We start from the raw sequence: 23,424 nt of genomic DNA, 5'->3' as shown, positions 1-23,424 counted from the left end.
AGTCTCCCCTTTCGCCGTGTTCTCCCTCAAGACACCGCGTGACCGCTCGTTGTTACAGCGTGTGAGGCAGATCACTCTCTAGGCGGAGGCTCCCTCGAACCCTGCGCCGTACTCGGCGTCGAACGCCTCCCGGCCCAGTGCGGCGACGGCCGTGGCCGTGGCGCGGTCGGCGTCGCCACGCTCGGCCGGCGGAAGGGGAGCGCCGGCGTCCGCGCGGAGCCTGGCCGCGGCGCCGAGCAGGCGGGCTGCCCGCTGCGGCCGTCCCGCGAGGGCGTGCGCGCCGGCCAGCCCTTCGTACGCGAGCGCGACCGCGCGTGGATCGCCGCCCGCTCGCGCGTGTTCGAGCCCTTCGCGGTGGCGAGCCAGGGCGGTGCCGGCGTCGCCGCGTTGCTCGGCGGCGAAGCCCAGCTCGGCCAGCAGCAGAGCGGGCCCCGGCCCGAACGCGACCCGGCGGTGCCATTCCAGCGCGTCGAGCAGGTGCCGCTCGGCGTTGTCCAGGTCGTGGGCGCGCCGGGCGACCAGCGCGAGCCCGATGAGAGCGTGGATCTCGCCGGCTCTGTAGGCGTGCTCGGCGGCCAGCCGCGCGGCCTGTTCGTGGAGCCGCCGGGAGCCGCCGAGGTCGCCGGCGAGCAGGGCGATCCGGCCGAGCCCGACGAGCCGGTCGGCGGCCTCGGTCCAGAACCCCAGCTCCTGGGCCAGGCGCAGGCCGTCGCGGTGCAGGAGCTCCGCCTGCTCGTAGTCACCGCTCACCTCGGCCAGCGCGGCGAGCGGGTAACCGGCCCGCAGCTCTCCCCAGCGGTCGCCGAGCGACCTGAAGAGCGCGTACGCCTGCTCGCCGTCGGCGCGCGCGGCCGCGAGATCGCCGCGCATGAGGCCCTGGACCGCCCGGGTGCTCCGCGCCGCGGCGCTGCCCCACGCGTCGCCCGCCCGCTCGAAGACCGCCAGCGCCCACTCGACCCAGCGCTCGCTCAGGCTGAGGTCCGCGCCGGTGCTGAGCAGGGCGTGCCCGAGGAACCAGGCGGCGCGACCGGCAGCCGCTCGGCTGCCGGCACCGGCCCGGCCTGCCGTGACGTCGCCGGAAGGAAGCGGCGGAAGGGGAGCGCCGGTGGAAGGGAGCGGCGGAACCGGCGGATCGCCGGAGGGGAGCGGCGGAAGGGGTGTGCCGCGGTCGCCGGCGAGCAGGGCGAAGGCCGCGTGCCAGATCGTGACCGTGTTCTGGAGCGATGCAGGCGCCGGGCCCGTCACGGCCAGGGCGTCCACCAGCGACCTGCGGGCCTCGCTCAGCCGGCCGAGCAGGAACCAGGGCCACGTCAGGGCCAGGACCAGCCGCAGCGCCCCGTCCGCGTCGCCGCCGCGGACGGCGTGGGCGAGGGCGGCCCGCAGGTTGGCCGTCTCCTCGTCGATCCGGCGCAGCCCGTGCGCCTGCCCGGGACCGTGCAGCCGGTCGGCGGCGCGTTCGGCCTGCTCGGTGTAGTGGTGCTGGTGCCGCCGGCGCACCGTCTCGGCGTCGCCCGCCTCCTCCAGGCGTTCCAGCGCGTACGCGGACACCGACTCCAGCAGGCGATAGCGAGGACCGTCGGTCACCGTCACCAGCGAGCGGTCCACCAGCCGCGTCAGCGGGCCGAGGGTGCCGCGGCCGCCTGGATCGCACACCGCCTCGGCCGCCTGAAGCGTGCAGCCACCGGCGTGCACGGCCAGGCGGCGCAGCACCACGCGCTCGTCGTCGGTCAGCAGCTCCCAGCTCCAGTCGATCACCGCGCGCAGCGTCCGATGCCGGGGCGGAGCCGTACGCCGGCCGCCGTCGAGCACCGCGAACCGGTCGTCGCCCAGGCGGGCCGCCAGCTCGTCCACGCCCAGGGCCCGGACCCGGGTGGCCGCCAGCTCCAGCGCGAGCGGGATCCGGTCGAGGCGCCGGCAGATCGCGGCGACCGCCGCCCCGCCGAGGTCGAGCGGCCCCGTGGCGCCGAGCGCGGCGCGGGCGCGTTCGGTGAAAAGGCGTTCGGCGTCGGCCTGCCGCAGCGGCGGCACCGTCCACACCGCCTCGCCGGCCAGCCCCAGGGGCTCCCTGCCGGTGGCGAGGACGCGCAGCTCCGGCGAGGCGGACAGCAGCCGTCCGGCGAGATCGGCCACCGAGCCGGCGATGTGCTCGCAGTTGTCCAGCACGAGCAGCATCCGGCGTGAGCGCAGGGTCTCCACCAGCCCGAGCGCGCCCTCCTCACGAACCCCCAGCGCCGCGCTCACCTGCTCCTCAGCGGAGGCGCGTCCGGTGAGCTCGACGAACCGTATGCCCTCCGGGTGCCGATCGCGGGCGACCTTGACCGCCAGCCGGGTCTTGCCCACGCCGCCCGCGCCGGTGAGGGTCACCAGGCGATGGGCGGCCAGCAGCTCGCGTACGGCGGCGACCGCGTCGTCCCTGCCGACCAGGCCGGTCAGCGGCTCCGGCAGCGGGGCCCGCGGCACCCCGCGCGACCGGCCCCGCGACCGGCCGGCCGGTGTCAGGGACGGATCGTGGGTGAGGATCGCCTGGTGCAGCGCGCGCACCTCCGCGCCGGGATCGACGCCCAGCTCCTCGGCCAGCCGCCCGCGCAGCTCGGCGTAGGCGGCCAGCGCCTCGGACTGCCGCCCCGCCGCGTACAGGGCTCGCATCCGGACGGCCCACAGCCGCTCGCGCAGCGGGTGGCGGGCGGTCAGCTCGGCCAGTTCGCCGCTGACCGCGTGTTGTTCGCCCAGCTCCAGCCGGGCCGCCGCCAGCGACTCCACGGCGGTCAGCCGCTGCTCCTCCAGCCGCTGGGCCGCCGCTCGTACGACGTCGAGGCCGGTGAGGCCGGCGTACGCGTCGCCGTGCCACAGGGCGAGCGCGTCAGCGAGCAGGCCGGCCCGGGTCGCGGGATCGGCGGTGGCGTACGCGGTGGTCGTCAGGTCGGCGAACCGGGCGGCATCCACCTCGTGCGGCGCCACGCGCAGCAGGTAACCAGGCGCCCGGGAGACCACCAGCTCCTGGGCGCTGGGCTCCGCCCCGGCCAGCGCGGCGCGCAGCCGGGAGACCTTCGTCTGCAGCGCGCCGGCCGGGTTGCGCGGCGGGGCATCGCCCCACAGGTCGTCCACCAGCCGCTCGGCCGCCACCGGCCGCCCGGCGTGCACGAGCAGGTCGGCCAGCAGCGCGCGGATCTTGGTCTCGGGCAGGCGGACCGGCCCGCCGTCCGTGGTCAGCACGGACAGCGGGCCGAGTACGCGGAAGTACACGCCGTCAGGCTAACCGAGTCCTGCCGGCCGCCGGCGTTCCGACAGAGGACCGACAGAGGACCGACAGAGCCGGTCGGCATGCTGGGGACCACTGCGAGATGACGGACGAAAGGTGCAGTGATGTCGTACGACGACAAGCCAGGACGACCGGCCGTGGCGGTGATCGGGCTGGGCCAGATGGGAGCCCGGCTGGCCCAGGCGTTTCTGGCCGCGGGCTACCGGACGACGGTGTGGAACCGTACGGTCGCCAAGGCCGATGCCCTGGTCGCCCAGGGGGCGGTGCGGGCCGCGAGCGCGGCGGAGGCGGTCGGCGCGGCGCCGCTGGCCGTGGTCTGCCTGACCGGCTACCACGCCGTCCGCGACGTGCTGGCGACCTCGACCCTTCAGGGCAGGACCGTGGTCAACCTCGCCTCCGGCGCCCCCGACGAGGCCCGCGACCTGGCCGCATGGGTGAGCGGGCACGGGGCCGCCTACCTCGACGGCGCCGCCATGAGCGGCACCCGGCTGGTCGGGCGGCGCGAGGCGCTGTTCATCTTCAGCGGCTCCGCGGACGCCTTCGCCGAGCACCAGGGGGTGCTGGCGAGCCTGGGCAACGCCGTACATCTCGGGGCAGATCCGGCGCTGGCATCCCTGTACGATGGTGCGCTGTTCGGCCTGGCGTGGGGCACGCTGGCGGGCTTCTACCACGCCGTGGCCCTGGTCGCCGCCGAGGGTGTGGTCGCCACCGGCTTCGTCTCGGTGGCGACGAGCCACATGCCGTTCGTGACCTCGCTCATGACCGAGCACGCCCGGCAGATCCAGGACGGCCGATACCCGGACGACGACGGCACCGTGGACGTGCACGCCGCCGCGATGGCCCACCTCCTCCACGCCAGCGCCGCCGCCGGCATCCGTACGGACGTGCCAGAGCTCTTCACGAACCTGCTGGAGCGCGCGTCCGCCGCCGGCCACGGCGCGGACGGCGTCGCCAGCACCATCACGACCCTGTCGAAGGGGGCGGCGGCATGACCGAGCACGAAGCACCCCGCGTAACCGTCCTGGGCCTGGGCCGGATGGGCACGGCCATCGCCGGCGCCTACCTGGCCGCCGGCTACCGCACGACCGTATGGAACCGCACGGCCGCACGCGGCGACGCCCTGGCCGCCCAGGGCGCCGTCCGGGCCGCCGACGTGGCCGAGGCCGTCGCCGCAGGCCCTCTGCTGGTCGTGCCGTTGCTCGACCCGGCCACGGTCCGGCGGACCCTGGAGCCCGCCGCCCCGTTACTGGCCGGCCGCACCCTGGTCAGCCTCGCCAACGGCACTTTGGAGCAGGCCAGGGACCTGGCCGCCTGGGCTGCCGGGCACGGCGCCCACCATCTGGCAGGCGCCATGATGGCCCTGCCCCACACCATCGGCGCACCCGAGGCCTTCTTCTTCTTCAGCGGTTCTGAGTCGGCGTTCGAGGAGCACCGGACGGCACTTGAGGTGATGGCCACCGGCCACTACCTGGGCGCCGACCCCGCCGCCGCCGAGACGCACAGCCTGGCCGTGCTCGGCACCGGCTACGCCGCCCTCACCGGATTCCTGCACGCCGCCGCCCTGCTGGAGACGTATGGCACCGGCCCCGAGAGGTTCGCCCCGCTGGCGGCCGCCTGGCTGCGCGACATGGCGGCGTTCCTGCCGCACCTGGCGAAGGAGGCCGCATCCGGCTCCTACGCGGACGCCGCCTCCACCATCGACCTGAACCGCCCCGCCGTGGACACCCTGATCGCCGCCAGCACTGAGCGCGGCGTCGACCCGCGCGTCCACCACCCGCTCAAGGCGCTGCTCGACCGGCGATCGGCGGACGGGTACGGCGACGACAGCTTCTCCAGCCTGTACGAACTCCTGAAACCCGCCCGTCCGCGCCCCTGAACCAGGGCGGAAGCTCCACCACCGCGTCGGCCCCGCGGGCGATCAGGTCGACGGGACGATCATTCCGATGTGGAATGGCCGCGGGTATTGGACATCACACCGGCCACCCGGCAAGGGTGGCGATCAGCCGGAACGTGACGGCGTCCGAGAAAGGGCCAAGCTCCATGACGAACCAAGCCGCACAGGTCGAGGCCTGGCTGGACGAACGGGCCGGGGAAATGGCGGACCTGCTCGAACGGCTCGTGGCCGTCGACTCCGAGAACCCGCCCGGCCGCGAGCTGCGCCGCTGCGCCGGCGTCCTGCGTGAGGCGATGGACCGGCTCGGGCTGGCACCGGAGGTCATCGACGTCGCCGACCCGTCCGGCGGCCTGGACGACCCGTGCGTCGTCCGCGGCACCGCAGGCGACGGCGGCAAGCTCATCTATTTCCACGGGCACTTCGACGTGGTGCCGGCTCAGAGCCGGGAGCAGTTCACGGCCGTACGCCGCGACGGGAGGATCATCGGGCGGGGAACGGCGGACATGAAGGGCGGCATCGTCAGCATGCTCTACGGCGCCGCGGCCGCCAAGGAGCTGGGCCTGCTCGGCGACGGCCGGATCGTCGTCCACCTGGTGTGCGACGAGGAGACCGGCAGCGTCGCAGGCGCCGGGCACCTGCGCGCCGCGGGCCTGATCGACCCCGGCGCGCTGGCTATGATCACCGCCGAGCCGAGCGGCGGGAGCATCTGGCACGCCGCCCGCGGCGCCGTCTCCCTCCGCGTCGACATCCAGGGCCGTGAGGCCCATGTCGGACAGGCGGATCGTGGGGTGAACGCCTTCCAGCACATGCTGCACATCGCCCGCCCCGCCGAGCGGTACGCGGCCGACCTGGCCGGGCGGCACACCGCGTATCCCATGAACCCCGGCGACGCCCGCGGCAGCATGCTCGTGGTCGGTGGCCTGTCCGGTGGCGGCTCCAACTTCAACGTCGTGCCCGGCTCGGCTTTCTTCACCGTCGACGGACGCTACAACCCGGAGGAGGACCTGGAGGGCGAGCTCAAGCGCCTGACGGGCCTCATCGAGGGGGCAGCCCGCGAGATCGGCGCCGACGTGTCGATCCGCACCACCCAGCTCCAGCCCTCCGCCGCCACCGACCAGGACCATCCCGCGGCCCGCGCGCTCGCCCGCGTCGTCGGCGAGGTCGAAGGCACGCCCGCCCGGTTCGAGATGTGCGCGGGCATCCTGGAGATCCGCTGGTACGCCCAGCTCGGCATCCCCGCCTTCGGCTACGGCGCGGGCCGCCTGGACGTCTCCCACGGCCCCCACGAGTACGTCGACGAAGCCGCCATGCGCCGCTGCGCGGCCGTGTACGCCCGCTACGCAGGCGACCTCCTGACCTGACTGGGAAGTGTTTCAGCGCTCGGGTGGCACCGGAGGGGAGGGCCTGGTGTCCAGGCAGCAGCGTACGAAGTCCTGGACGACGGGATTGGCGTCGTCAGCGGGAGCCCAGGCGATGCCGACCCGCGTAGGACTGACGCCGGTCACCGGCCGGTAGGTGACGCCAGGGCGGGCGTAGAAACGAGCGGCGGACTCGGGAGCGAGCGCAATGCCGTAACCGTTGGCGATGGCGCTGAGCCATTCGTCCGGATGGTCGGTGACGGCGCCGACACGGGCGGGGCGGCCTTCCCGCTCGTCGATGCCCAGCCAGAAGTCGCGCCACCGTCCGGTTTCCTCGGGGGCGGCCACGAACGGCTCATCCCACAGATCCCGGAAGGGGATTTCCTCGCGTACGGCGAAGGGGTGCGCGGTGGCCAGCGCGATCAAGCGGGGCTCGGAGAACAACTCTTCCACACGAAAGCTCTCCTGGCCGGGGAACGGCAGTCGCACCAGGGCGGCATCGACGTCTCCGTCGGCTAATCCGGCCGTCGGGTTCGCCCAGGACGCCTGTCGCAGGTCGGCTCGCCAGCCCGGCCGCAGGCGGGCGAACTCGGCGATGATGTGCGGGGTGGCTTCGTTCGCGGCGCTGGCCAGGAAGCCGACCCGCAGCACGCGGGCGGCCTGGGCGGCCGTGCTCTTGGCCGCGCGCAGTGCCTGGTCCAGCCCGGCCAGCAGCGCGGGCACGTGCTCGGCCAGCGAACGGCCAGGTTCGGTGAGGGCCATGCCGTTCCGGGAGCGGGCGAACAACGACACTCCGAGCCGGGCCTCGAGTTGCTTGATCTGCTTGGTCAGCGCCGGCTGGGAGACGAACAGTCGCTCCGCGGCACGGGTAAGGCTTCCTTCCTCCGCCACGACAGCGAAGTAGCGCAACAGCCGGGTGTCGACATCCATGCCGACAGGTTATTGGAGCAGGTATGGGAGGCCAATTCGCCTCCACCAGGCCGGTGGCGCCCAAACGTTGACCATTCTGCCGCTTGTCCGATGGGTGGCGGTCGAGGGCAGGGACGGCGCGGGGGATCAGGGGGTGTACCGGTAGCCCATGCCCGGTTCGGTGATCAGGTGTACGGGGTGGGCGGGGTCTCGTTCGAGTTTCTTGCGCAGTTGCGTCATGTACTGGCGCAGGTAGTGCGTCTCCTTGACGTAATTGCTGCCCCACACCTCGCTCAGCAGGTGGCGCTGGGTGATGAGCTTGCCGGGGTTGCTCAGCAGGATCTCCAGGATGCGCCATTCGGTGGGGGTCAGGCGCAGTTCCCCGGAGACGGTCTTGCGGTTCAGGTCCACCGTGTGCTCGCCGATCTGGACGGGGGTGAGCTCGGCCTCCTGCGTGCCGGCGCGGCGGGAGACGGCGCGGATGCGGGCGAGGAACTCCTCGATGCTGAACGGTTTGGTCACGTAGTCGTCGGCACCGGCGTCCAGGGCGTCGATCTTGTCCTGGCTGCCGGCGCGGCCGGAAAGGACCACGATGGGCGTCTGAGTCCAGCCACGCAGGCCGTGGATGACGTCCACGCCGTCCATGTCGGGCAGGCCGAGGTCGAGGACGACTAGGTCGGGATGCCATTCAGCGGCCTGCGTGAGGGCGGACGCGCCGTCGGCCGCGACCGCGACCTCGTAGCGGCGGGCGGCCAGGTTGATGCGCAAGGTGCGCAGCATCTGTGGTTCGTCGTCCACGACAAGGATCCTGGTCATGGTGTCACCGCCTTGGAGAGGTGGCCAGTCGGACGATCATCGTAAGGCCACCTCCGGGCGTCTCCTCGGGCACGAGCGCGCCGCCCATGGCCTCGGTGAGTCCGCGCGACAGCGCGAGCCCGAGGCCGACGCCGGTGTGGTTGTCGTGGTCGCCGAGCCGCTGGAACGGCTGGAAGACCCGGTCATGGGCCTCGGGCGGGATGCCGGGACCGCGGTCGATGACGCGGATCTCGACGACGTCGTCGTGCCGGCTGGCCGTGATGAGCACCTTCTGGCCCGGCGGGCTGTAGCGCACCGCGTTGGCCGTCAGGTTGACCAGGACCCGTTCCAGCAACGCCGGATCGGCCACGATCTCGGGCAGGTCCAAGGAGATGTCGCCGTGGACGCGGCCGCGCTGCGGGCCGAGGTCGTCGATGACGCGGGGGAGGACCTCTTCCAGGGCGACGGGCTGGAGCTCCAGCCCGAGCACGCCGGCCTGCAGGCGGCTCATGTCGAGCAGGTTCTCCACCAGCCGGTCGAGCCGGTCCAGCGACTCGGCGGCGGTGGCCAGCAGTTCCTCGCGGTCTTCGGCTGTCCAGGTGACGTCGTGGCTGAGCAGGCTTTCGACGGAGGCCTTGGCGGCCGACAGCGGAGTGCGCAGGTCATGGCTGACGGCCGCGAGCAGCGCGGTGCGCATCTTGTCGGCCTCGGCCAAGGGCTTGGCGCGTTCGGCCTCTTGCTGCAGGCGTTTCTGGCGCAGCGCGACGGCCGCCTCGGCGGCGAAGGCCTCCAGCACCCGCCGGTCGCTGGCGTCGAGCAGCCGGCCCCGGGCTGCCAGCACCAGCCGATCGTCGATGGCGACGTCGGTGTCGGCCACGGCAGGCGAGGTGCAGGGGGCGGCCCCGGAGGCGGCGACGACGCGCCAGGCTGCGGGATCGGAGGTGTCGTCCGGGGTGGGCTTGCCGAGGCGTTCGAGCAGGGTGACCGCGTCCAGAGCGAACGTCTCGCGCAGCCGCCCGAGCAGCGACGGCAGCGCGGCCTCACCGCGCAGCACGTGCCCGGCCAGGGTGGAGAGCACCTGGGCGTCCGCTCGGGCGCGAGCCGCCTCCCTGGCCCGGCGGGCCGCCAGATCGACGATCGTGCTGACCACCGTGGCGACCAGCACGAACACCACCAGGGAGAGGAAGTTCTCCGGGTCAGCGATGCTCCAGGTGTGCACGGGCGAGGTGAAGAACCAGTTGAGCAGCACCGACGCGCCGACCGCCGTGGTGATCGCCGGCCAGGTGCCGCCGATGACCGCGACGCCGACGACCAGGCACAGGAACAGCAGGATCTCGCTGGGCAGCGAGGTCGAATCCTGGAGCGGGGCGAGCACAGCGGTCAGCAGGGGCAGGCCGGCCACGGCGGCGACCCATCCGGCGAGCCTGCGTTTCCTGGTGAGGGCCGCCCGGGAGCGCTCGGGGCGCTCACGGCCCAGCTTGGCCCCCTCGTGCGTGACCAGGTGCACGTCAATGGGCCCGGCCCGGGCCGTGGTCTCCACGCCCACGCCCCGGGAGAGAACCTGCGCGAAACGGCCTCTTCTCGATGCTCCAAGGACGAGCTGGGTGGCGTTGACGCCGCGGGCGAAGTCGAGCAGCGCCTGCGGGATGTCGTCGCCCACGACCTGGTGGTAGGTGCCGCCCATGCTCTCGACCAGGGAGCGCTGCCGAGCCAGACTGGCCGGATCGGCCCCGGCCGGCCCGTCGACGCTGGTGATGTGCACGGCCAGCAGGTCGGCGCCCTTGGTGCGGGCGGCGATGCGGGCGGCTCGGCGCACCAGCGTCTCGCCCTCCGGGCCGCCGGTCAGCGCGACCACCACCCGCTCGCGCGTCTCCCATGTGCCGGCGATGCCGTGGTCGGCGCGGTAGCGGTCGAGCTGGTCGTCCACTTTGCCCGCCACCCACAGCAACGCCAGCTCGCGCAGCGCGGTCAGGTTGCCGACGCGGAAATAGTTCGACAGCGCCGCGTCCACCTTCTCCGCGGCGTACACGTTGCCATGGGCCATGCGACGGCGCAGCGCCTCGGGCGACATGTCGACCAGCTCGACCTGATCGGCCCGCCGTACCACCTCGTCGGGCACGGTCTCGCGCTGCGGCACCCCGGTGATCTCCTGGACCACGTCGTTGACGGACTCCAGATGCTGGATGTTCACGGTGGAGACGACGTCGATGCCGGCGTCGAGGATCTTCTCGATGTCCTGCCAGCGCTTGGCGTTCTTGGAGCCGGGCACGTTGGTGTGGGCCAGCTCGTCGATCAGCGCCACCTTGGGCGCCCGCTCGATGACCGCATCGACGTCCAGCTCGGTGAAGGTGGTCCCCCGGTACACGATGATCTGTGGGGGAACGATCTCCATGCCGTCCAGGAGGGCGGCGGTGCGGTGGCGGCCGTGGGGTTCGACGAAGCCCACGACCACGTCGCGGCCTCGTTCCAGGGCGCGCTGGCCCTCGCCGAGCATCGCGTACGTCTTGCCCACGCCGGGGGCCGCCCCGAGATAGACCCGCAGCCGCCCTCGCATGTCAGGCTCCGTCGAGAGCGAGGTTGGGTTCGAGCACGCTGACCGCGGGCTCGCCCATGAAGCCGAGCGCGCTGCCGACGGTCCTGCCGTCCTTCACGATCAGCGAGCCGTCGGTGCTCACAGCTGCTCGACCGCCTTGGCGACCAGCCCCAGGACCGCGAAGACCGCGATCGCCAGGGCGACGAAGATGACGTCGGCCATTCCGCTCCTCAATCTGGACAGATGTGCTCTGCCGCGCCTCCCCGGGAGGATATGAAGCAAGCAAACCCCGGTATTGAGGGGAGTCTGCCGGTCTTGACGGATTCCATACAGTTATAGTCCGAATGTTGACGGCATCCTTACGCGAAGACTTTCGCGGCCCGTGACGACGGCCCCGTCGACGTCGTGGCGGTCACCCCGGAAGCGCGTTCGGTTCGAGCCGATCGAGGACCCGATCCACCATGGCCACGATCGTGTCATCGCCGATCTCACCGAGGAGGCGCTGGGTGCGCAGGCCCTCGATGAGGCAGAGCAGTTCCCGGGCGTCGGCGTCGGCGTCCGGCACGCCGGCCCGGCCGAACTGATCGGCCACCAAGGTGTGCAGCAGCGCGTACTGCTCACGGAAGATCACCGCGAGCTCTGGGTTCGCAGCGGCGCGAATCGTGAAGGCCGCGGCCATCCTCGCCTCGACGGCACGCTCCTCGTCCAGGGGAAGCAGCTCCATCGCGATGGCACGCAGCACGCGGCGGGGCGGTGCGGGCTGCGGCGCACTGCCGGCACGGGCCGAGAGCCGCTCCACCAGGCGACGGCCGTGGTGCTCCAGCGTGAACAGCAGCATCCCGTCCTTCGTGGTGAAGTGATGCTGGATGGCTCCCGTGGTCACTCCGGCCTCCGCGGCGACCTCGCGCAGGCCGAGCGCGTCCGGCCCGCCACGGCTCAGCACCCGGCCGACCGCCTCCGCGATCGCGGCCCTGCGTCGTGACGGGTCGAGCCGAGTTCTCATGCGTTCTCCTCATTGCGTTACAGTCGTAATGTAGTGGATGATCGACGAACTGGGGGACCGAGGTGCGTTTGAGCGGGTTCGTGGACGACGAGGCGCGGGAGCGGTTCTTCGCCCTGTACGACGAGGCCATGCGGAAGTGGCCACAGCACACACGCCTGAACGTGGCGACCTCGTTCGGGCCTGCCGCCGTCCACCGCGCGCACGGCGGCACCGGGCCGCCGCTGCTGCTCCTGCACGGTGGAAACGCGACCTCGGCCTCCTGGGCGCCCATCATGCCGATGCTGACCCCGTACGGGACGGTCTTCGCCGTCGACACCCTCGGCGACGCCGGCGCCAGCGTCCAGGAGCGTCCCGTGGCCGACGCGCGGCAGCTCGCACAGTGGCTTGACGAGGTGCTGGCCGGGCTCGGCTGCGACCGCGTGCACCTGGTAGGCCTCTCCTACGGCGGCTGGATGGCGCTCAACCAGGCCTTGCACCGGCCGGGACGGGTCGCCTCGGTGACGGCGCTGGAACCGGCCAGGGCGCTCGCCCCCGTCCGCGCCGCCTTCGTGCTCCGGCTGCTCGTCGCGAGGCTCACTGGCTCCACCGCGGCCGCCGGCCGCTTCCTGGCCTGGTGCCGGGCAGGTCGGCTACCGGAGCCGCCGATGTACGACCTGCTGGTCTCGGCGATGCTGGATCACCGGCAGCGGGCCGTCACCGCGCCTCAAGCCCTGACCGACGACCAGCTACGCGCGATCACGGTGCCCACGCTGGTGCTCCTCGGAGAACGCAGCCCGGTCCACGACGTACGCCGTGCGGCGGAACGCGCGCGGCGACTGCTCCCCGGCAACCGCACGGAGATCGTGCCGGAGGCCGGTCACGGGTTGCCGGCCGACTCGCCCGAAACGGTAGGGCGGCTGATCCGGTCGTTCCTCGGCGACACGTCCCTGACCGCGTGACGGCGCAAGCCCTCTCGCGAAACTGGCGGCTGCCTCGCGAGCGGTGGTCCCGTCCCGGCGCGCGGGGGAGGTCCGACGGGACGGGCGCAGTAAGTGATGAAATATGAGGCTATGGACTCAGTCGTGCCCCACACGCGTCTTGACCTTGACCGGATCCGCGCGGCCCGCCAGGTGATCCACCCGCAATTCCTGGACACGCCGCTGTACGAGTGCGACGCGCTGGGACACCGGCTTGGCTGCACGATGAGCGTCAAGCTGGAAACGGCGAACCCGGTCCGCAGCTTCAAGGGGCGGGGCACCGAACTCGTCGCGAGCCGGCTGATCGCCCAGGGCCGGGCGGCCGTGGTGTGCGCCAGCGCCGGCAACCTGGGCCAGGCGCTCGGTTGGTCGGGCCGCCGCCGCGGCCTCGACGTGACGGTGGTGGCGTCACGCTGGGCGCCCGCTGCCAAGCTTGATCGGATCCGCGCCCTGGGTGCCGAGCTGGAGTTGGTGGAAGGCGACTTCGAAACGGCCCGCGAGCGGGCGGCGAGCATCGCGCAACGGCGCGGCGTGCGATTGGTCGAGGACAGCCTGGACATCGAGACCTGCGAGGGCGCGGCGACCATCGGCCTGGAACTGGCGAGCGGGGCGCCCTCGTTCGACGCCGTCCTGATCGCCTTGGGCGGCGGCGCGATGGCCACCGGCGTGGGCCACGTCCTGAAGACCCTGCTGCCGGCGGTTGAGGTGATCTGCGTGCAGCCCCTGGGCGCACCCGCGATGACCCGCTCGTGGCACGAGCGCCGGGTCGTCACCACCGAGTCGACCGACACCATCGCCGACGGCGTCGCCGGCCGGTACCCCATCCCCGTGGTCCTGGACGACCTCCTCGAGGTGGCCGACGACGCCGTCCTCGTCCAGGAGGCGTCGATCATCGCGGGCATGCGGATGTTCCTGGAGCACGCGGGGCTCGTCGTCGAGCCCTCGGCGGCCCTCGGTGTCGCCGCCGTTCTGGAAGACCGTGACCGGTTCGCCGGACGCCACGTGGTCACCATCGTCTGCGGCGGCAACGTCGACCTGGACGCCTACCACCGCTGGGTCCGCACGTAAAACCCCGCGAACCGCCTCACACATGAGCCGTCACCCGCAGGCACCGGCGTTGGAACAACAACGCCTCACCACGCTCACCAGCCGAAGCCCTGGGGCTCGTGGGGTTTACCTAGCCGTCCAGGCCCGCGGGCGACGGTGGTACCTCGACGACGAAGCACAGGAAGCTGAGTTTGCTCGAAAAGTCCTGGAAGTCGGAGTCGTCGGAGAACAGCTCACGGGCGGCCGGGTCGGTCTTCGGCTCGCCGATGACGGCAAGGCGGAAACCCGCGGCGGCGAAGGCATCGGTCATCGCGTGCAACGGCCGGCGCCAGAAGGTCATCGGGAAGGACCGCCCGTTGAACGTCCATGCGCCGGCGTAGCTGGTGGTCGCGCGATAGCTGGGCCGTGGATCCTGGAACAGATAGTCCACGAACGGGTGATGCACCGACGCGATCAGCCGGCCGCCGGGCCTGAGCACGCGCCGCATCTCGGCCAGCGTCGGCCCCCAGTCCTCCAGATAGTGGAGCACCAGCGACGCGACCACGTCGTCGAACGCGCCGTCGGCGAACGGCAGCGGATCACGCAGGTCGGCCACGTGCAGGTCCGCGTCGTCACCGAGCCGCCGCCTGGCCACCGCCAGCATCCCGGCGCTGGAGTCGATGCCGGTGACGACGGCGCCGCGCTCGCACAGCGCAGCGGACAGGGGGCCTGAGCCGCAGCCGGCGTCCAGGATCCGGCGGCCGGTCACGTCTCCGGCAAGAGCCATGATCGCGGGCCGCGCGACATACGCGTTAATGAGGCTGTTCTCGGTTTCCGCCGAGTACGCCTCGGCGAAGCTGTCGTAGTCATTCGCCTGGGCCGACGGATCTACTGGCTGGGTTGTGGTCGAAACCCAGTCAGGTGTCCATGGTTCGGGACTCTCGGGGACGTTGGTCACGCGGTCCATCGTCACAGCCTAGCGATCTTTGGTCGCGTTACTGGACGTTTGGTTTTCCTGTTTCCCGAAACCCGGACGCAGCGGTGCTCCACCGCCAGGAAGCCACCCACACGGCACAGTCAGGCTCTATGTCCGCAATCAGATGGCGCACTGACCGCGTAAACGTCGCTGTCACAACATGGGCCTGGATGACCGTCTCGTCGAGGGGCGCCCGCCCCGTACGGGCATGACTCACCGAGAGGTCCGCGAACCCGATCGACGCGCCGCAGAGCAGGATGAGATCGTCCGGCGGTGACACGATCTTCGCGACGGTCCTGCGCTACACCGACCACGCATCTGTGGGCAACTGCGCTGCCCTTCCGCGCGGAGCGGCAGCATCCCGGTCTGCAGTTACATGCCGACGTCGGACCACTGCGGCAGGCCCAGGCCGCGGTCGACGGAGCAGAACAGGGCGGCCGGCGCGCCGCAACGGTCCCGGTTCGCGGAAGCGGCCCGCCTGCGCGCTTCTTGAGCTCGGCACCAGCGGCTCGCAGGTCAGCACGTACGCGTGCCACGGCTGGAGGTTGGATCCGGAGGGCGCCCAGGCCGCGGCGGCCAGGACACGCTCCAGCACCGTGGCAGGGCCGCCGAAGTGGGCCGCGCCCAGGCCGAGCGCCTCGCCGGGGAGCGCTGAGGGGACGGCGGCGCCACCGCCGTGGAAATCTCCTGAACCCGCCTTGACGTCCACCGGCGTAGCGTCGGCTCATGGAGGGGAGAGCGGCCTTGAGCGGGGTTCTGGACACCAGCGGACACACAGAGCCGGGAGGCGCAGCATGGGCCACAACGTCGCGCAGAAACTGATCGCAGCACACCTCGTCGCCGGCGACATGACCGCGGGGGAGGAGATCGCCCTGCGGATCGACCAGACCCTCACCCAGGACGCGACGGGAACGCTGGTGATGCTCGAACTGGAAGCGCTCGACCTGGACCGGGCCCGCACGGAGGTGTCGGTGCAGTACGTCGACCACAACCTGCTGCAGACCGACAACAAGAACGCGGAGGACCACGCCTTCCTGCGCTCGGCCTGCCATCGGTTCGGGCTGTGGTACTCCAAGCCCGGCAACGGTGTCTCCCACCCGACCCACATGCAGCGTTTCGGTGTCCCCGGCAAGACGCTGGTCGGTTCTGACAGCCACACTCCGGCGGCGGGTTCGCTGGGGATGCTGGCCATCGGCGTGGGCGGTATCGAGGTGGCGATGGCGATCGCCGGCGAACCGATGTACCTGCGTATGCCCGAGATCTGGGGTGTACGGCTGACCGGCGACCTGCCCCCATGGGTGAGCGCCAAGGACGTCATCCTGGAGATGCTCCGCCGGCACGGCGTCAAAGGCGGCGTCAACCGGATCCTCGAATACCACGGCCCAGGGCTGGCGCACCTGTCCGCGATGGACCGGCATGTGATCGCGAACATGGGCGCCGAACTCGGCGCGACCACCACGGTGTTCCCGTCCGACGACCGGGTCCGGGAGTTCATGCGGGCGGAGCGGCGCGAGCACGACTTCGTCGAGCTCCTCGCTGATGCCGACGCCGCCTACGACGTCACCGAAGAGATCGATCTGTCGGCCCTCGAACCGCTGATCGCGCTGCCCGGCTCGCCGGGGAACGTGGTCGCGGTGCGCGAGGTGGCCGGTCGGCCGGTGGACCAGGTGGTGGTCGGTTCGTCGGCCAACCCGGGACTACGCGACTTCGCCATCGTCGCCGCCATCGTCTCCGGACGGCAGGCGCATCCAAGGGTGTCGCTGGACATCAACCCGAGCTCACGGCAGATCCTGCAGGACCTCACGAAGATGGGTGACACGTTCACGCTGGTCTCGGCGGGTGCGCGGCTGCACCAGTCCGGCTGCATGGGCTGCATCGGCATGGGCCAGGCGCCGGCCGGCGGGGGCAACAGCCTGCGCACCGTCCCGCGCAACTTTCCCGGGCGGTCGGGGACCCTCGATGACGCGGTCTTCCTCTGCTCTCCCGAGACCGCCGCAGCGGCCGCTCTCACCGGCCAGATCACCGACCCGCGCGACCTGCCGCACCTGCTCGGCATCGACTGTCCGCACGTGGAGCTACCGGCCGAGTCCAGCGTGAACACCGCCATGCTCGAACCGCCGCCGGCGGCGCACGCCGATCGGGCCGCGCTGGTCAAGGGGGCGAACATCTCCTCGCTGCCCGACTTCCCGCCACTGGCCGACCGCCTGGAGGCGCCGGTCGCGCTCAAGGTCGGCGATGACGTGTCCACCGATGAGATCCTTCCCGCCGGAGCCCGGGTGCTGCCCTACCGCAGCAACATCCCCAAGCTGGCCGAGTTCACGTTCGCGCAGATCGACGAGGGCTACGTCGGCCGGGCACGCGCCTGCCACGGCAGCGGGCACGTCGTGGTCGGCGGCGCCAACTACGGGCAGGGGTCCTCGCGCGAACACGCGGCCATCGCCCCCCGCCATCTCGGCCTGCGCGTCGTGCTGGCCGTGTCCTTCGCGCGCATTCACTGGCAGAACCTGGCCAACTTCGGCGTGCTCGCGCTCGAGTTCGCCGACCCCGGCGACTACCGGCGCGTCCGGCAGGGCGACGTTCTCGTGATGGACGGCCTGCGGCACGCGATCGGCTCCAGCGAGACCGGGATCACGGTGCGCAACACCACCCGGGACCAGCTGTACTCCACCCGGCACCGGCTGTCTGCCCGCCAGATCGAGATGCTGCTGGCAGGCGGGCTGATTCCCTGGCTCCGCGGGAGGTGAACTCGGCCGCCCGCCTCACACGACACCAGGGAGAACCTCCTGCCACCAGCCGCCGGGTGACGCCACCTGCGGGCGGCCACACCGATCGCGCCGAACCGTCGATCGCCTTTCCTTCAGCGCACGGGCACCTGCGAGACGGCCGTCCCGCCGCCGGTGGCCTCCCACCCGGCCACGACCTTCGGGCCGGCGCCCAGGGCCCGGTCCAGCGTGACCGTCACCGTCGTCGTCCCCTTGCCGGGCACGGTGACGACGTGGCTGCCCGCCGTGCCCTGGCCGTCGCGGACGAACAGATGCGCCCTGCCCGCCGCGCCGGCCCGCAGCCGCACCTTCACCGCGCCCTCACCGCCCGCCTTCGCGGGCGTCGCGGAGACGGCCTTGGCGCTCTGCGACGGCTCGGCTGCGGCGCCGCCGGCCGGCGGCACGTGCACGCGGAGCGCCTGCTCCAGCGACTGCGGCGAGTCCAGGCTGGACAGGGCCGTGTCGGGGATCACCGGGTCGGCCGGGGTGGTCGGCCGGTCCGCCGGCGGCTGGTATCCAGGCAGCGTCGCGACACCCCACCGGTACGGGTCGCCCTGCACCCCGCCCCACGTCGACCAGCCGATCCGGGTCTGGCCGGTCTTGTCCTGGGTGTCGGAGTCGTACACCAGGATGTTGAGCCCGAGGTGCTCCGGATCGACGGCGGCGGGCAGCACCTCCATCGGGATGGACATCTCCACGGTGTACTCGCCGGTGTACTCCCCTTCGGGCGCCGACGAGGCCACCCGCATGCCCGGAGCGGTCTCCTCGCCCGGCCCCTGGTGGTTGTCGGCGTCCCGCAGGAAGCACGGCGGGCCCTCGGTGGTCACCGGCAGCACCGCGGCCTTGAACGTCGTGGAGGTGTTCTCGGACGCGCCACGCGGATCGAGCGTGACCTCGACGGAGTCGGTGCGCCAGTGCCGCTTGCAGTCGGAGGCGGGCAGCCGCGTGCCCAGCACGTCGTCCTTCACGTGGACCAGGAGGTAGAGCGTGTCGTCGCGCCAGGCGACCTTGGCCGTGCCCGAGCAGTCGGCCGCCGACGAGCAGGCGTCGCCCTCCCACCTGCGGGAGACGTCGAGGGCGGTGCCGGAGTACTCGCCGTCGCCCTCGGCGCCGTCGACGGCCGGCGCGGAAGCGGCCCGCGAGACGGTGACCGCGGGCACGAGTTCGAGCGCCGGCCTGCTCGTGCTGGAGCCGTCCTCGCCGGTCGCGGTGGTGCGTGTGCTGGTGGTGATCGTGTAGGCGTAGTCGCCGCCCTCGTTGGAGGTCTTCAATGACGGGTCGGAGTTGGTGACGGTGAACGGCACGGTCGTCGACTCGCCCGCCGCCAGGTCGTCGAAGGCGGCCTCGGCGCGATCGGCGGTGAAGCCGTCGGGGAGGTCCAGGCGCACGGTGCCCGACCGGGTGGCCTCGCTCAGGTTCGTGACCACGACGCCGACCTGCCGGGAGCCGCCCGACGGCAGCGTGAGAACCGGGGTGACCAGGCCGCGCAGCTGCGCCACGCCCACCTTGGCCACCCAGGCGGCGAACTGGGCGACCTGGGGGAGCGGCTGCTGCTCACCGCGTACGGAGGGGCTGAGCTCGACCTGGCGGTCGGTGTAGCCGCGGCCCCGCTCGGTGGTCAGCGTGGCCGCGAGGCGGACACGCTCTCCCGCGCCGCCCTCGGGAGGCGTCACCGTGAACGTCGCCTCGCCGGTGCGCCCGGGGCCGAGCCTGCCGAGGGCGCCGGCCCCGCTGACCCGCCAGCCGTCCGGCACGCGCAGCTCCACGGACGAGCGGCCCAGCGGCGTGCGCGGGGGAGCGGTCGCGGTGATCTCGACCGTGAACGCGGTCCCGGGGCGCACGTCGAACGTGCCGGCCCGCAGGGCGAACAGCGTGCCGAGCGGCACGGTGCCCTCCGCCCTGGTCAGGGCGCCGTCGAGGATGGCCGTGGGCGCCGCCGCCGCGTCCGTGCCCGGCTCGGGGAATGGCACCCGCGCGTCCACCTGGGTGAAGAAGTCGCACCCGAGCTGGGCGGGGTCGGCCGGCACGTCGGGGAAGCCGGCCCAGCCCTGGGAGGCGTACGTACGCTGGGCCTCGCGCTCGATGGCGGCCCACGTGGCGCCCCGCGCCGCGGAGGCGCGCCCGCTCCACACGCCGTAGACGTTCTGCGCCGGGTTGTCCGGCCGGAACGTCGAAGCGCAGTCAGGTCCGTTCCGGGAGGTGCCGCGCCCGCCGCCGGTCAGCAGCCGGCCTGGCGCGAAGGGACGCAACCCCTCGCGGCTGATCTGCTCGGGGAACGCCTTGGGGTCGGCCGCCGCGTAGAACGCCTCCACGGCCAGCCGCGCGGCCAGCTGGTGGTTGCCGTGGTTGCCGGGCGTGGGAGCCGGATCCATGGTCAGCAGGATCTCGGGCCTGGTGCTGCGGACGGTCCTGACGACCTTCTCCAGCGTGTCGCCGCCCCACACCTGGTCCGTGAGCGGGGCGCTCACGGTGTAGAAGAAGTCGACGTCGTCGAGGTTGAACACCTCGCGCACGCCCGCCTTGCCCACGGCCGTGCGCTCCTCCGCCTCGCGCAGCAGGCCGAGCGCCGGGCCCTCCTCGGGCCCGACCGCGTTGCCGCCGCCCTCGCCCCTGGTCACGGTGACGACGCCGGTGCGCACGCCGTGTTCCTCGTTCCACTGCCCGAGTGTCGACAGGCTGAAGGCCTCGTCGTCGGGGTGGGCACCGACGAACAACGCGTCGAGGTCCACGGGGGAGGGGGCGGCGGCGACGGCGGGCCCAGTGGACAGAACAGTGGGCAGAACGGCGGACAGGACGGCGAGCACGACGGCCGCCGCCACGGCCGGCCGACCCACGGCTGTTGGACGCATGGAACCTCCGGATGACTACTCGCGGACCGCCCCTTGGAGCAGCCCGCGGACGAAATGGCGCTGGAGGAACAGGTAGAAGATCACGACCGGCGTCGCCACGATCACCGAGCCGGCCGCGAGGAGGGTGAAGCCGGAGGTGTACTGGCCCTGGAAGAAGGCCAGACCCAGCGGCGCGGTCCGCAACGACTCGCTGGTCACCATGATCAGCGGGATGAGGAACTCGTTCCAGGTCCACATGAAGACCAGGAGGGTCAGGGTGACGACGGCGGGACGGGCCGGCGGCAGCAGCACCCGCCACAGGATGCGCCAGCTCGACGCGCCGTCGATGCGCGCCGCCTCGACGATCGCCCGGTTGGACGCCCGGAAGTACGCCCGCATCCAGAACGTGCCGAACGCCACCGACAGCGCGACCTGCGGCAGCGTCACCGACCAGAACGTGTCGATCAGGCCGAGCGTGCGCAGGTCGAAGTAGAGCGGGACCGCGATGGCCTCGCTCGGCATCATGATCCCGACGAGGAACAGGTAGAACAGCGCCGACTGGCCGCGAAAGCGCATGGTGCCGAACGCGTACCCGCTCATGATCGACAGAACCACGCTCACGACCACGACGAACCCCGACACCAGCAGGCTGCTGCGCAGGTAGGTGCCGAAGTGCCCGATCTCCCAGGCCGCGGCGAAGTTGCCGAGCCCGGCCGTGCCACCGCTGTCGGCGGGGCCGAGCGCGGCTGACAGGATCGTCACGATGGGGAAGAGCGCGAACGCGGCGAACGCCGACAGGATGACGTAGTTGGCCACCCGCTCCCGGCGCGAGATCACGTGGTGCTCCTGTCCGCGAATTTGTTGATGCCGAACGAGATGGCGAAGATCACGACGGTGAGCGTCACGCCGATGGCCGCCGCGGAGCCGACCTGGCTGAGCCCGAAGGCCCGGTGGTAGACCTCGTACGACGGCACGGCCGTGGAGTCGCCGGGCCCGCCGCGCGTGGTGACGTACACCAGGTCGAACGTGCGCAGCGCGGCGATCACGGTCAGCGTCAGCGCCACCGCGATCTCCCCGCGCACCGACGGCAGCGTGACGGCGAAGAACTCCTTGACGGCCCCGGCGCCGTCGAGCCGCGCCGCCTCGTACAGCTCGCCGGGGATGCGGCTCATCCCGGCCAGCAGCAGCACGGTCACCAGCCCTGTCTCGAACCACGTTCCGACCACCCCGACCGCGGGCAGTGCGAACGTGTGGTCGCCCAGCCAGCCCCGCGTCAGCGAGTCGAGCCCGAGCGCGCCGAGCAGGCCGTTGAGCGTGCCGTCGGGGGCGTAGATGCGCCGCCAGGCGACGGCCACGACGACCATGGCGATCACCTGCGGCAGGAACACCACGGTGCGGAAGAACCCGAGCCCGCGGACCTTGGCGTGGTGGAGTATCGCCGCCAGCGCCAGCCCGATGGCCAGCGGCACGACCGCGTAGAACACGATGAGCACCAGGGCGTGCCCGAAGGCGGCCCGCAGCCCCTCGTCGGCGACGATCGCCACGTAGTTGTCCAGGCCGGCCCAGCGGCCGAGCGACAGCCCGTCCCAGTCGAAGAACGACAGGTGGACCGCGCGGCCGATCGGGTAGAGCAGGAACGTCGCGTAGATCACGAACGCCGGGAGCAGGTAGAGATAGGCGACGCGGCGCGGCTCCCCCGGAGACCGGGCCGCGTCCGTCCGCTGGGTCACCCGTTGCTCTCAGCGAAGGTCTTGTAGTCCTTCTCCAGCGTGGCCAGGAACTCCTGAGGGCTCGCCTTCCCGGCCAGCAGGTCCTGCAGCGCCGCACCCAGCGTGTCGGCGAACGTCGGGGTGGCGTAGTCGAGGTAGGGGACCAGCCCGTTCTCCGCGGTCACCGTGCCGAACGCGGTGAAGACGTCCTGCTGCGGGCCCTCGGGCACCTTCTGCGCGGCCGTGTCGGCGACGGGCAGGTTGCCGGTGTCGGTGAGCACCTTCATCGCGTCGGCGCTGGTGATGAAGTCGATGTACGCCGCCGCCGCGTCAGGATGCGGGCTCTTGGCCGTGATGGCGAACGGCAGGCCGGTGCCTCCGGTCGCGAGGGGCGCGGCGCCGGCCGTGGCGCCCGGCGGCAGGATGAAGCCGACGTCGTCGCCCAGCTTCTTCTGCAGGTCGGCGAGGAGCCACGTGCCGGCGATCATGAAGACGCCCTCGCCCTTGCCGAACGCCTGCCACGCCGGGTCGTAGCCCTGCCCGTTGAAGCCCTTGGAGAAGTAGCCCTTTCCGACCCAGTCGACGAGCTGCTGGGCGGCCCTGGTGTTCTCGGGGGTGTTCCACGAGGCGCCCTTGCGGCCGAAGGCCAGCGTGCGGATCTGGTCGGCGGGCACCTCGCGGCTCTGCACGGTGCCGAACACGTGCACGGCGGGCCACTTGTCGAGGTTGCCCAGCTGCATCGGCACCTCGCCGGCGGCCTTGGCCTCGCCCAGCGCCGCCTGGAACTCCTCCCAGGTCTTCGGCGGCTCCAGGCCCAGCTCGGTGAGCTTGGCGGCGTTGTAGAAGATGCCGACGACCTCACCGACCTGCGGCAGGCCGTACAGGTTGCCCTCGCCGAACAGCTTGCCGTCGGCGCTGTAGCGCGAGTAGCGCAGCACCGACTCCGGATAGCGCTCCTTCCACCCGTACGCCTCGGCGTAGGCGTCCAGCGGCAGCAGCTGGCCGGCCTTGACGAACGCGCCCATCGAGGGCCGGCCGTTGTTGGCCTCCACGACGTCGGGCGGCTCGTTGCCGCTGAGCGCCAGGCGCAGGGTGGTGTTGAGGTCGTCGAAGGAGCGGGACACCCGGTTGAGCTTGATGTTGGGGTATTTCGCCTCGAACGCGGCGTTGAGCTGTTTCATCTGGGCCGCCTGCCCGCCGCGTACCTCCTGGTCCCAGACCGTGAGAGTGACGTCGCCGAGGGTCGCGGCGTCGGTGCGGACCGCCGACGCGCTCGGCTGCGAGGGGGTGGCCGCCGGCGGGGCCGAGGAGCCGGGCGCGCACGCCGTGAGGGCCAGGGCCGCCGCCGCGAGCGCGGCGAGCGTCCTGGAAACCGGCGATCTCGTGCTCCGGCCTTCTCGCGTCGGGGCGATCATG

General features: G+C 72.2%; 17 protein-coding genes. 6 read left to right on the top strand and 11 right to left on the bottom strand.

Features of this window, described 5'->3' with window-relative positions; genetic code table 11:
• Window positions 1-78: 78 nt before the first annotated feature.
• Window positions 79-3,243, bottom strand: coding sequence for an AfsR/SARP family transcriptional regulator (locus E1294_RS05740; RefSeq protein WP_132505274.1), 3,165 nt, complete (start codon window positions 3,241-3,243; stop codon window positions 79-81).
• 120 nt (window positions 3,244-3,363) lie between these two features.
• Here E1294_RS05740 and E1294_RS05735 point away from each other — a divergent pair, with 120 nt between their 5' ends.
• The 3 genes from E1294_RS05735 (at window position 3,364) to E1294_RS05725 (ending at window position 6,514) form a co-directional block, all read left to right on the top strand.
• Window positions 3,364-4,251, top strand: coding sequence for an NAD(P)-dependent oxidoreductase (locus E1294_RS05735; protein WP_132505271.1), 888 nt, complete (start codon window positions 3,364-3,366; stop codon window positions 4,249-4,251).
• Window positions 4,248-5,135, top strand: a complete 888-nt coding sequence (locus tag E1294_RS05730; protein WP_132505268.1) for an NAD(P)-dependent oxidoreductase — start codon at window positions 4,248-4,250, stop codon at window positions 5,133-5,135. Before E1294_RS05735 ends, E1294_RS05730 begins: the two co-directional genes overlap by 4 nt.
• 164 nt (window positions 5,136-5,299) lie before the next feature.
• The gene (locus E1294_RS05725) at window positions 5,300-6,514 is read left to right on the top strand and encodes a M20 family metallopeptidase (RefSeq protein WP_165977111.1); all 1,215 of its coding nucleotides are present in this window, start codon (window positions 5,300-5,302) and stop codon (window positions 6,512-6,514) included.
• A gap of 12 nt (window positions 6,515-6,526) precedes the next feature.
• Here the strand turns inward: E1294_RS05725 and E1294_RS05720 are convergent, their stop codons facing one another.
• The 4 genes from E1294_RS05720 to E1294_RS05700 all read right to left on the bottom strand — a co-directional run bounded on the left by E1294_RS05720 (window position 6,527) and on the right by E1294_RS05700 (window position 11,751).
• Window positions 6,527-7,441: a LysR family transcriptional regulator gene (locus E1294_RS05720; RefSeq protein ID WP_132505262.1), complete on the bottom strand. Its 915-nt coding sequence runs from the start codon at window positions 7,439-7,441 to the stop codon at window positions 6,527-6,529.
• A gap of 126 nt (window positions 7,442-7,567) precedes the next feature.
• The gene (locus tag E1294_RS05715; RefSeq protein WP_132505259.1) at window positions 7,568-8,236 is read right to left on the bottom strand and encodes a response regulator; all 669 of its coding nucleotides are present in this window, start codon (window positions 8,234-8,236) and stop codon (window positions 7,568-7,570) included.
• Between the two features lie 4 nt (window positions 8,237-8,240).
• Window positions 8,241-10,769 carry a sensor histidine kinase gene (locus E1294_RS05710; RefSeq protein ID WP_132505256.1) on the bottom strand — a complete coding sequence of 843 codons (2,529 nt, stop codon included), beginning with the start codon at window positions 10,767-10,769 and terminating at the stop codon, window positions 8,241-8,243.
• Between the two features lie 391 nt (window positions 10,770-11,160).
• Window positions 11,161-11,751, bottom strand: coding sequence for a TetR/AcrR family transcriptional regulator (locus tag E1294_RS05700; RefSeq protein WP_132505253.1), 591 nt, complete (start codon window positions 11,749-11,751; stop codon window positions 11,161-11,163).
• 68 nt (window positions 11,752-11,819) lie between these two features.
• Here E1294_RS05700 and E1294_RS05695 point away from each other — a divergent pair, with 68 nt between their 5' ends.
• Both E1294_RS05695 and E1294_RS05690 read left to right on the top strand, forming a co-directional pair.
• Window positions 11,820-12,689, top strand: a complete 870-nt coding sequence (locus E1294_RS05695) for an alpha/beta fold hydrolase (protein ID WP_165977109.1) — start codon at window positions 11,820-11,822, stop codon at window positions 12,687-12,689.
• A gap of 123 nt (window positions 12,690-12,812) precedes the next feature.
• A complete protein-coding gene (locus tag E1294_RS05690) occupies window positions 12,813-13,775 on the top strand; it encodes a threonine ammonia-lyase (protein ID WP_132505247.1) in 963 nt (320 codons plus the stop codon).
• Window positions 13,776-13,884: 109 nt separating this feature from the next.
• Here E1294_RS05690 and E1294_RS05685 read toward each other — a convergent pair whose 3' ends face one another.
• Together E1294_RS05685 and E1294_RS54335 are read right to left on the bottom strand one after the other, a co-directional pair.
• A complete protein-coding gene (locus E1294_RS05685) occupies window positions 13,885-14,700 on the bottom strand; it encodes a class I SAM-dependent methyltransferase (protein WP_132505244.1) in 816 nt (271 codons plus the stop codon).
• Between the two features lie 310 nt (window positions 14,701-15,010).
• A complete protein-coding gene (locus E1294_RS54335) occupies window positions 15,011-15,304 on the bottom strand; it encodes a nitroreductase family protein (protein WP_246082838.1) in 294 nt (97 codons plus the stop codon).
• Window positions 15,305-15,503: 199 nt separating this feature from the next.
• Here E1294_RS54335 and E1294_RS05675 point away from each other — a divergent pair, with 199 nt between their 5' ends.
• Window positions 15,504-17,453, top strand: coding sequence for an aconitate hydratase (locus E1294_RS05675; protein ID WP_132505241.1), 1,950 nt, complete (start codon window positions 15,504-15,506; stop codon window positions 17,451-17,453).
• A 113-nt stretch (window positions 17,454-17,566) separates the two neighbouring features.
• Here the strand turns inward: E1294_RS05675 and E1294_RS05670 are convergent, their stop codons facing one another.
• From E1294_RS05670 to E1294_RS05655, 4 genes are read right to left on the bottom strand one after another with little or no spacing between them, the layout of a single operon-like run.
• Window positions 17,567-20,320 carry a sugar-binding protein gene (locus E1294_RS05670; RefSeq protein WP_132505238.1) on the bottom strand — a complete coding sequence of 918 codons (2,754 nt, stop codon included), beginning with the start codon at window positions 20,318-20,320 and terminating at the stop codon, window positions 17,567-17,569.
• A gap of 15 nt (window positions 20,321-20,335) precedes the next feature.
• Window positions 20,336-21,136: a carbohydrate ABC transporter permease gene (locus E1294_RS05665; RefSeq protein WP_132505235.1), complete on the bottom strand. Its 801-nt coding sequence runs from the start codon at window positions 21,134-21,136 to the stop codon at window positions 20,336-20,338.
• Entirely contained in the window at window positions 21,133-22,029 is an 897-nt protein-coding gene (locus tag E1294_RS05660) for a carbohydrate ABC transporter permease (protein WP_132505232.1), read from the bottom strand. The genes E1294_RS05665 and E1294_RS05660 overlap by 4 nt, the downstream gene beginning before the upstream one ends.
• Window positions 22,026-23,423, bottom strand: a complete 1,398-nt coding sequence (locus E1294_RS05655; RefSeq protein WP_132505229.1) for an extracellular solute-binding protein — start codon at window positions 23,421-23,423, stop codon at window positions 22,026-22,028. Before E1294_RS05655 ends, E1294_RS05660 begins: the two co-directional genes overlap by 4 nt.
• Window position 23,424 lies beyond the last annotated feature (1 nt).

It is taken from the genome of Nonomuraea diastatica (assembly GCF_004349015.1).
In the GTDB taxonomy this organism is placed as follows: domain Bacteria; phylum Actinomycetota; class Actinomycetes; order Streptosporangiales; family Streptosporangiaceae; genus Nonomuraea; species Nonomuraea diastatica.
This window is presented reverse-complemented; position numbering and strand designations above follow the sequence as displayed.

Coding starts and splice junctions, on each gene's coding strand:
- E1294_RS05730 (WP_132505268.1), top strand. CDS start 4,248: ATGACCGAGCACGAAGCACCCCGCGTAACCGTCCTGGGCCTGGGCCGG.
- E1294_RS05655 (WP_132505229.1), bottom strand. CDS start 23,423: ATGATCGCCCCGACGCGAGAAGGCCGGAGCACGAGATCGCCGGTTTCC.
- E1294_RS05735 (WP_132505271.1), top strand. CDS start 3,364: ATGTCGTACGACGACAAGCCAGGACGACCGGCCGTGGCGGTGATCGGG.
- E1294_RS05715 (WP_132505259.1), bottom strand. CDS start 8,236: ATGACCAGGATCCTTGTCGTGGACGACGAACCACAGATGCTGCGCACC.
- E1294_RS05710 (WP_132505256.1), bottom strand. CDS start 10,769: ATGCGAGGGCGGCTGCGGGTCTATCTCGGGGCGGCCCCCGGCGTGGGC.
- E1294_RS05720 (WP_132505262.1), bottom strand. CDS start 7,441: ATGGATGTCGACACCCGGCTGTTGCGCTACTTCGCTGTCGTGGCGGAG.
- E1294_RS05670 (WP_132505238.1), bottom strand. CDS start 20,320: ATGCGTCCAACAGCCGTGGGTCGGCCGGCCGTGGCGGCGGCCGTCGTG.
- E1294_RS05675 (WP_132505241.1), top strand. CDS start 15,504: ATGGGCCACAACGTCGCGCAGAAACTGATCGCAGCACACCTCGTCGCC.
- E1294_RS05725 (WP_165977111.1), top strand. CDS start 5,300: ATGACGAACCAAGCCGCACAGGTCGAGGCCTGGCTGGACGAACGGGCC.
- E1294_RS05685 (WP_132505244.1), bottom strand. CDS start 14,700: ATGGACCGCGTGACCAACGTCCCCGAGAGTCCCGAACCATGGACACCT.
- E1294_RS05700 (WP_132505253.1), bottom strand. CDS start 11,751: ATGAGAACTCGGCTCGACCCGTCACGACGCAGGGCCGCGATCGCGGAG.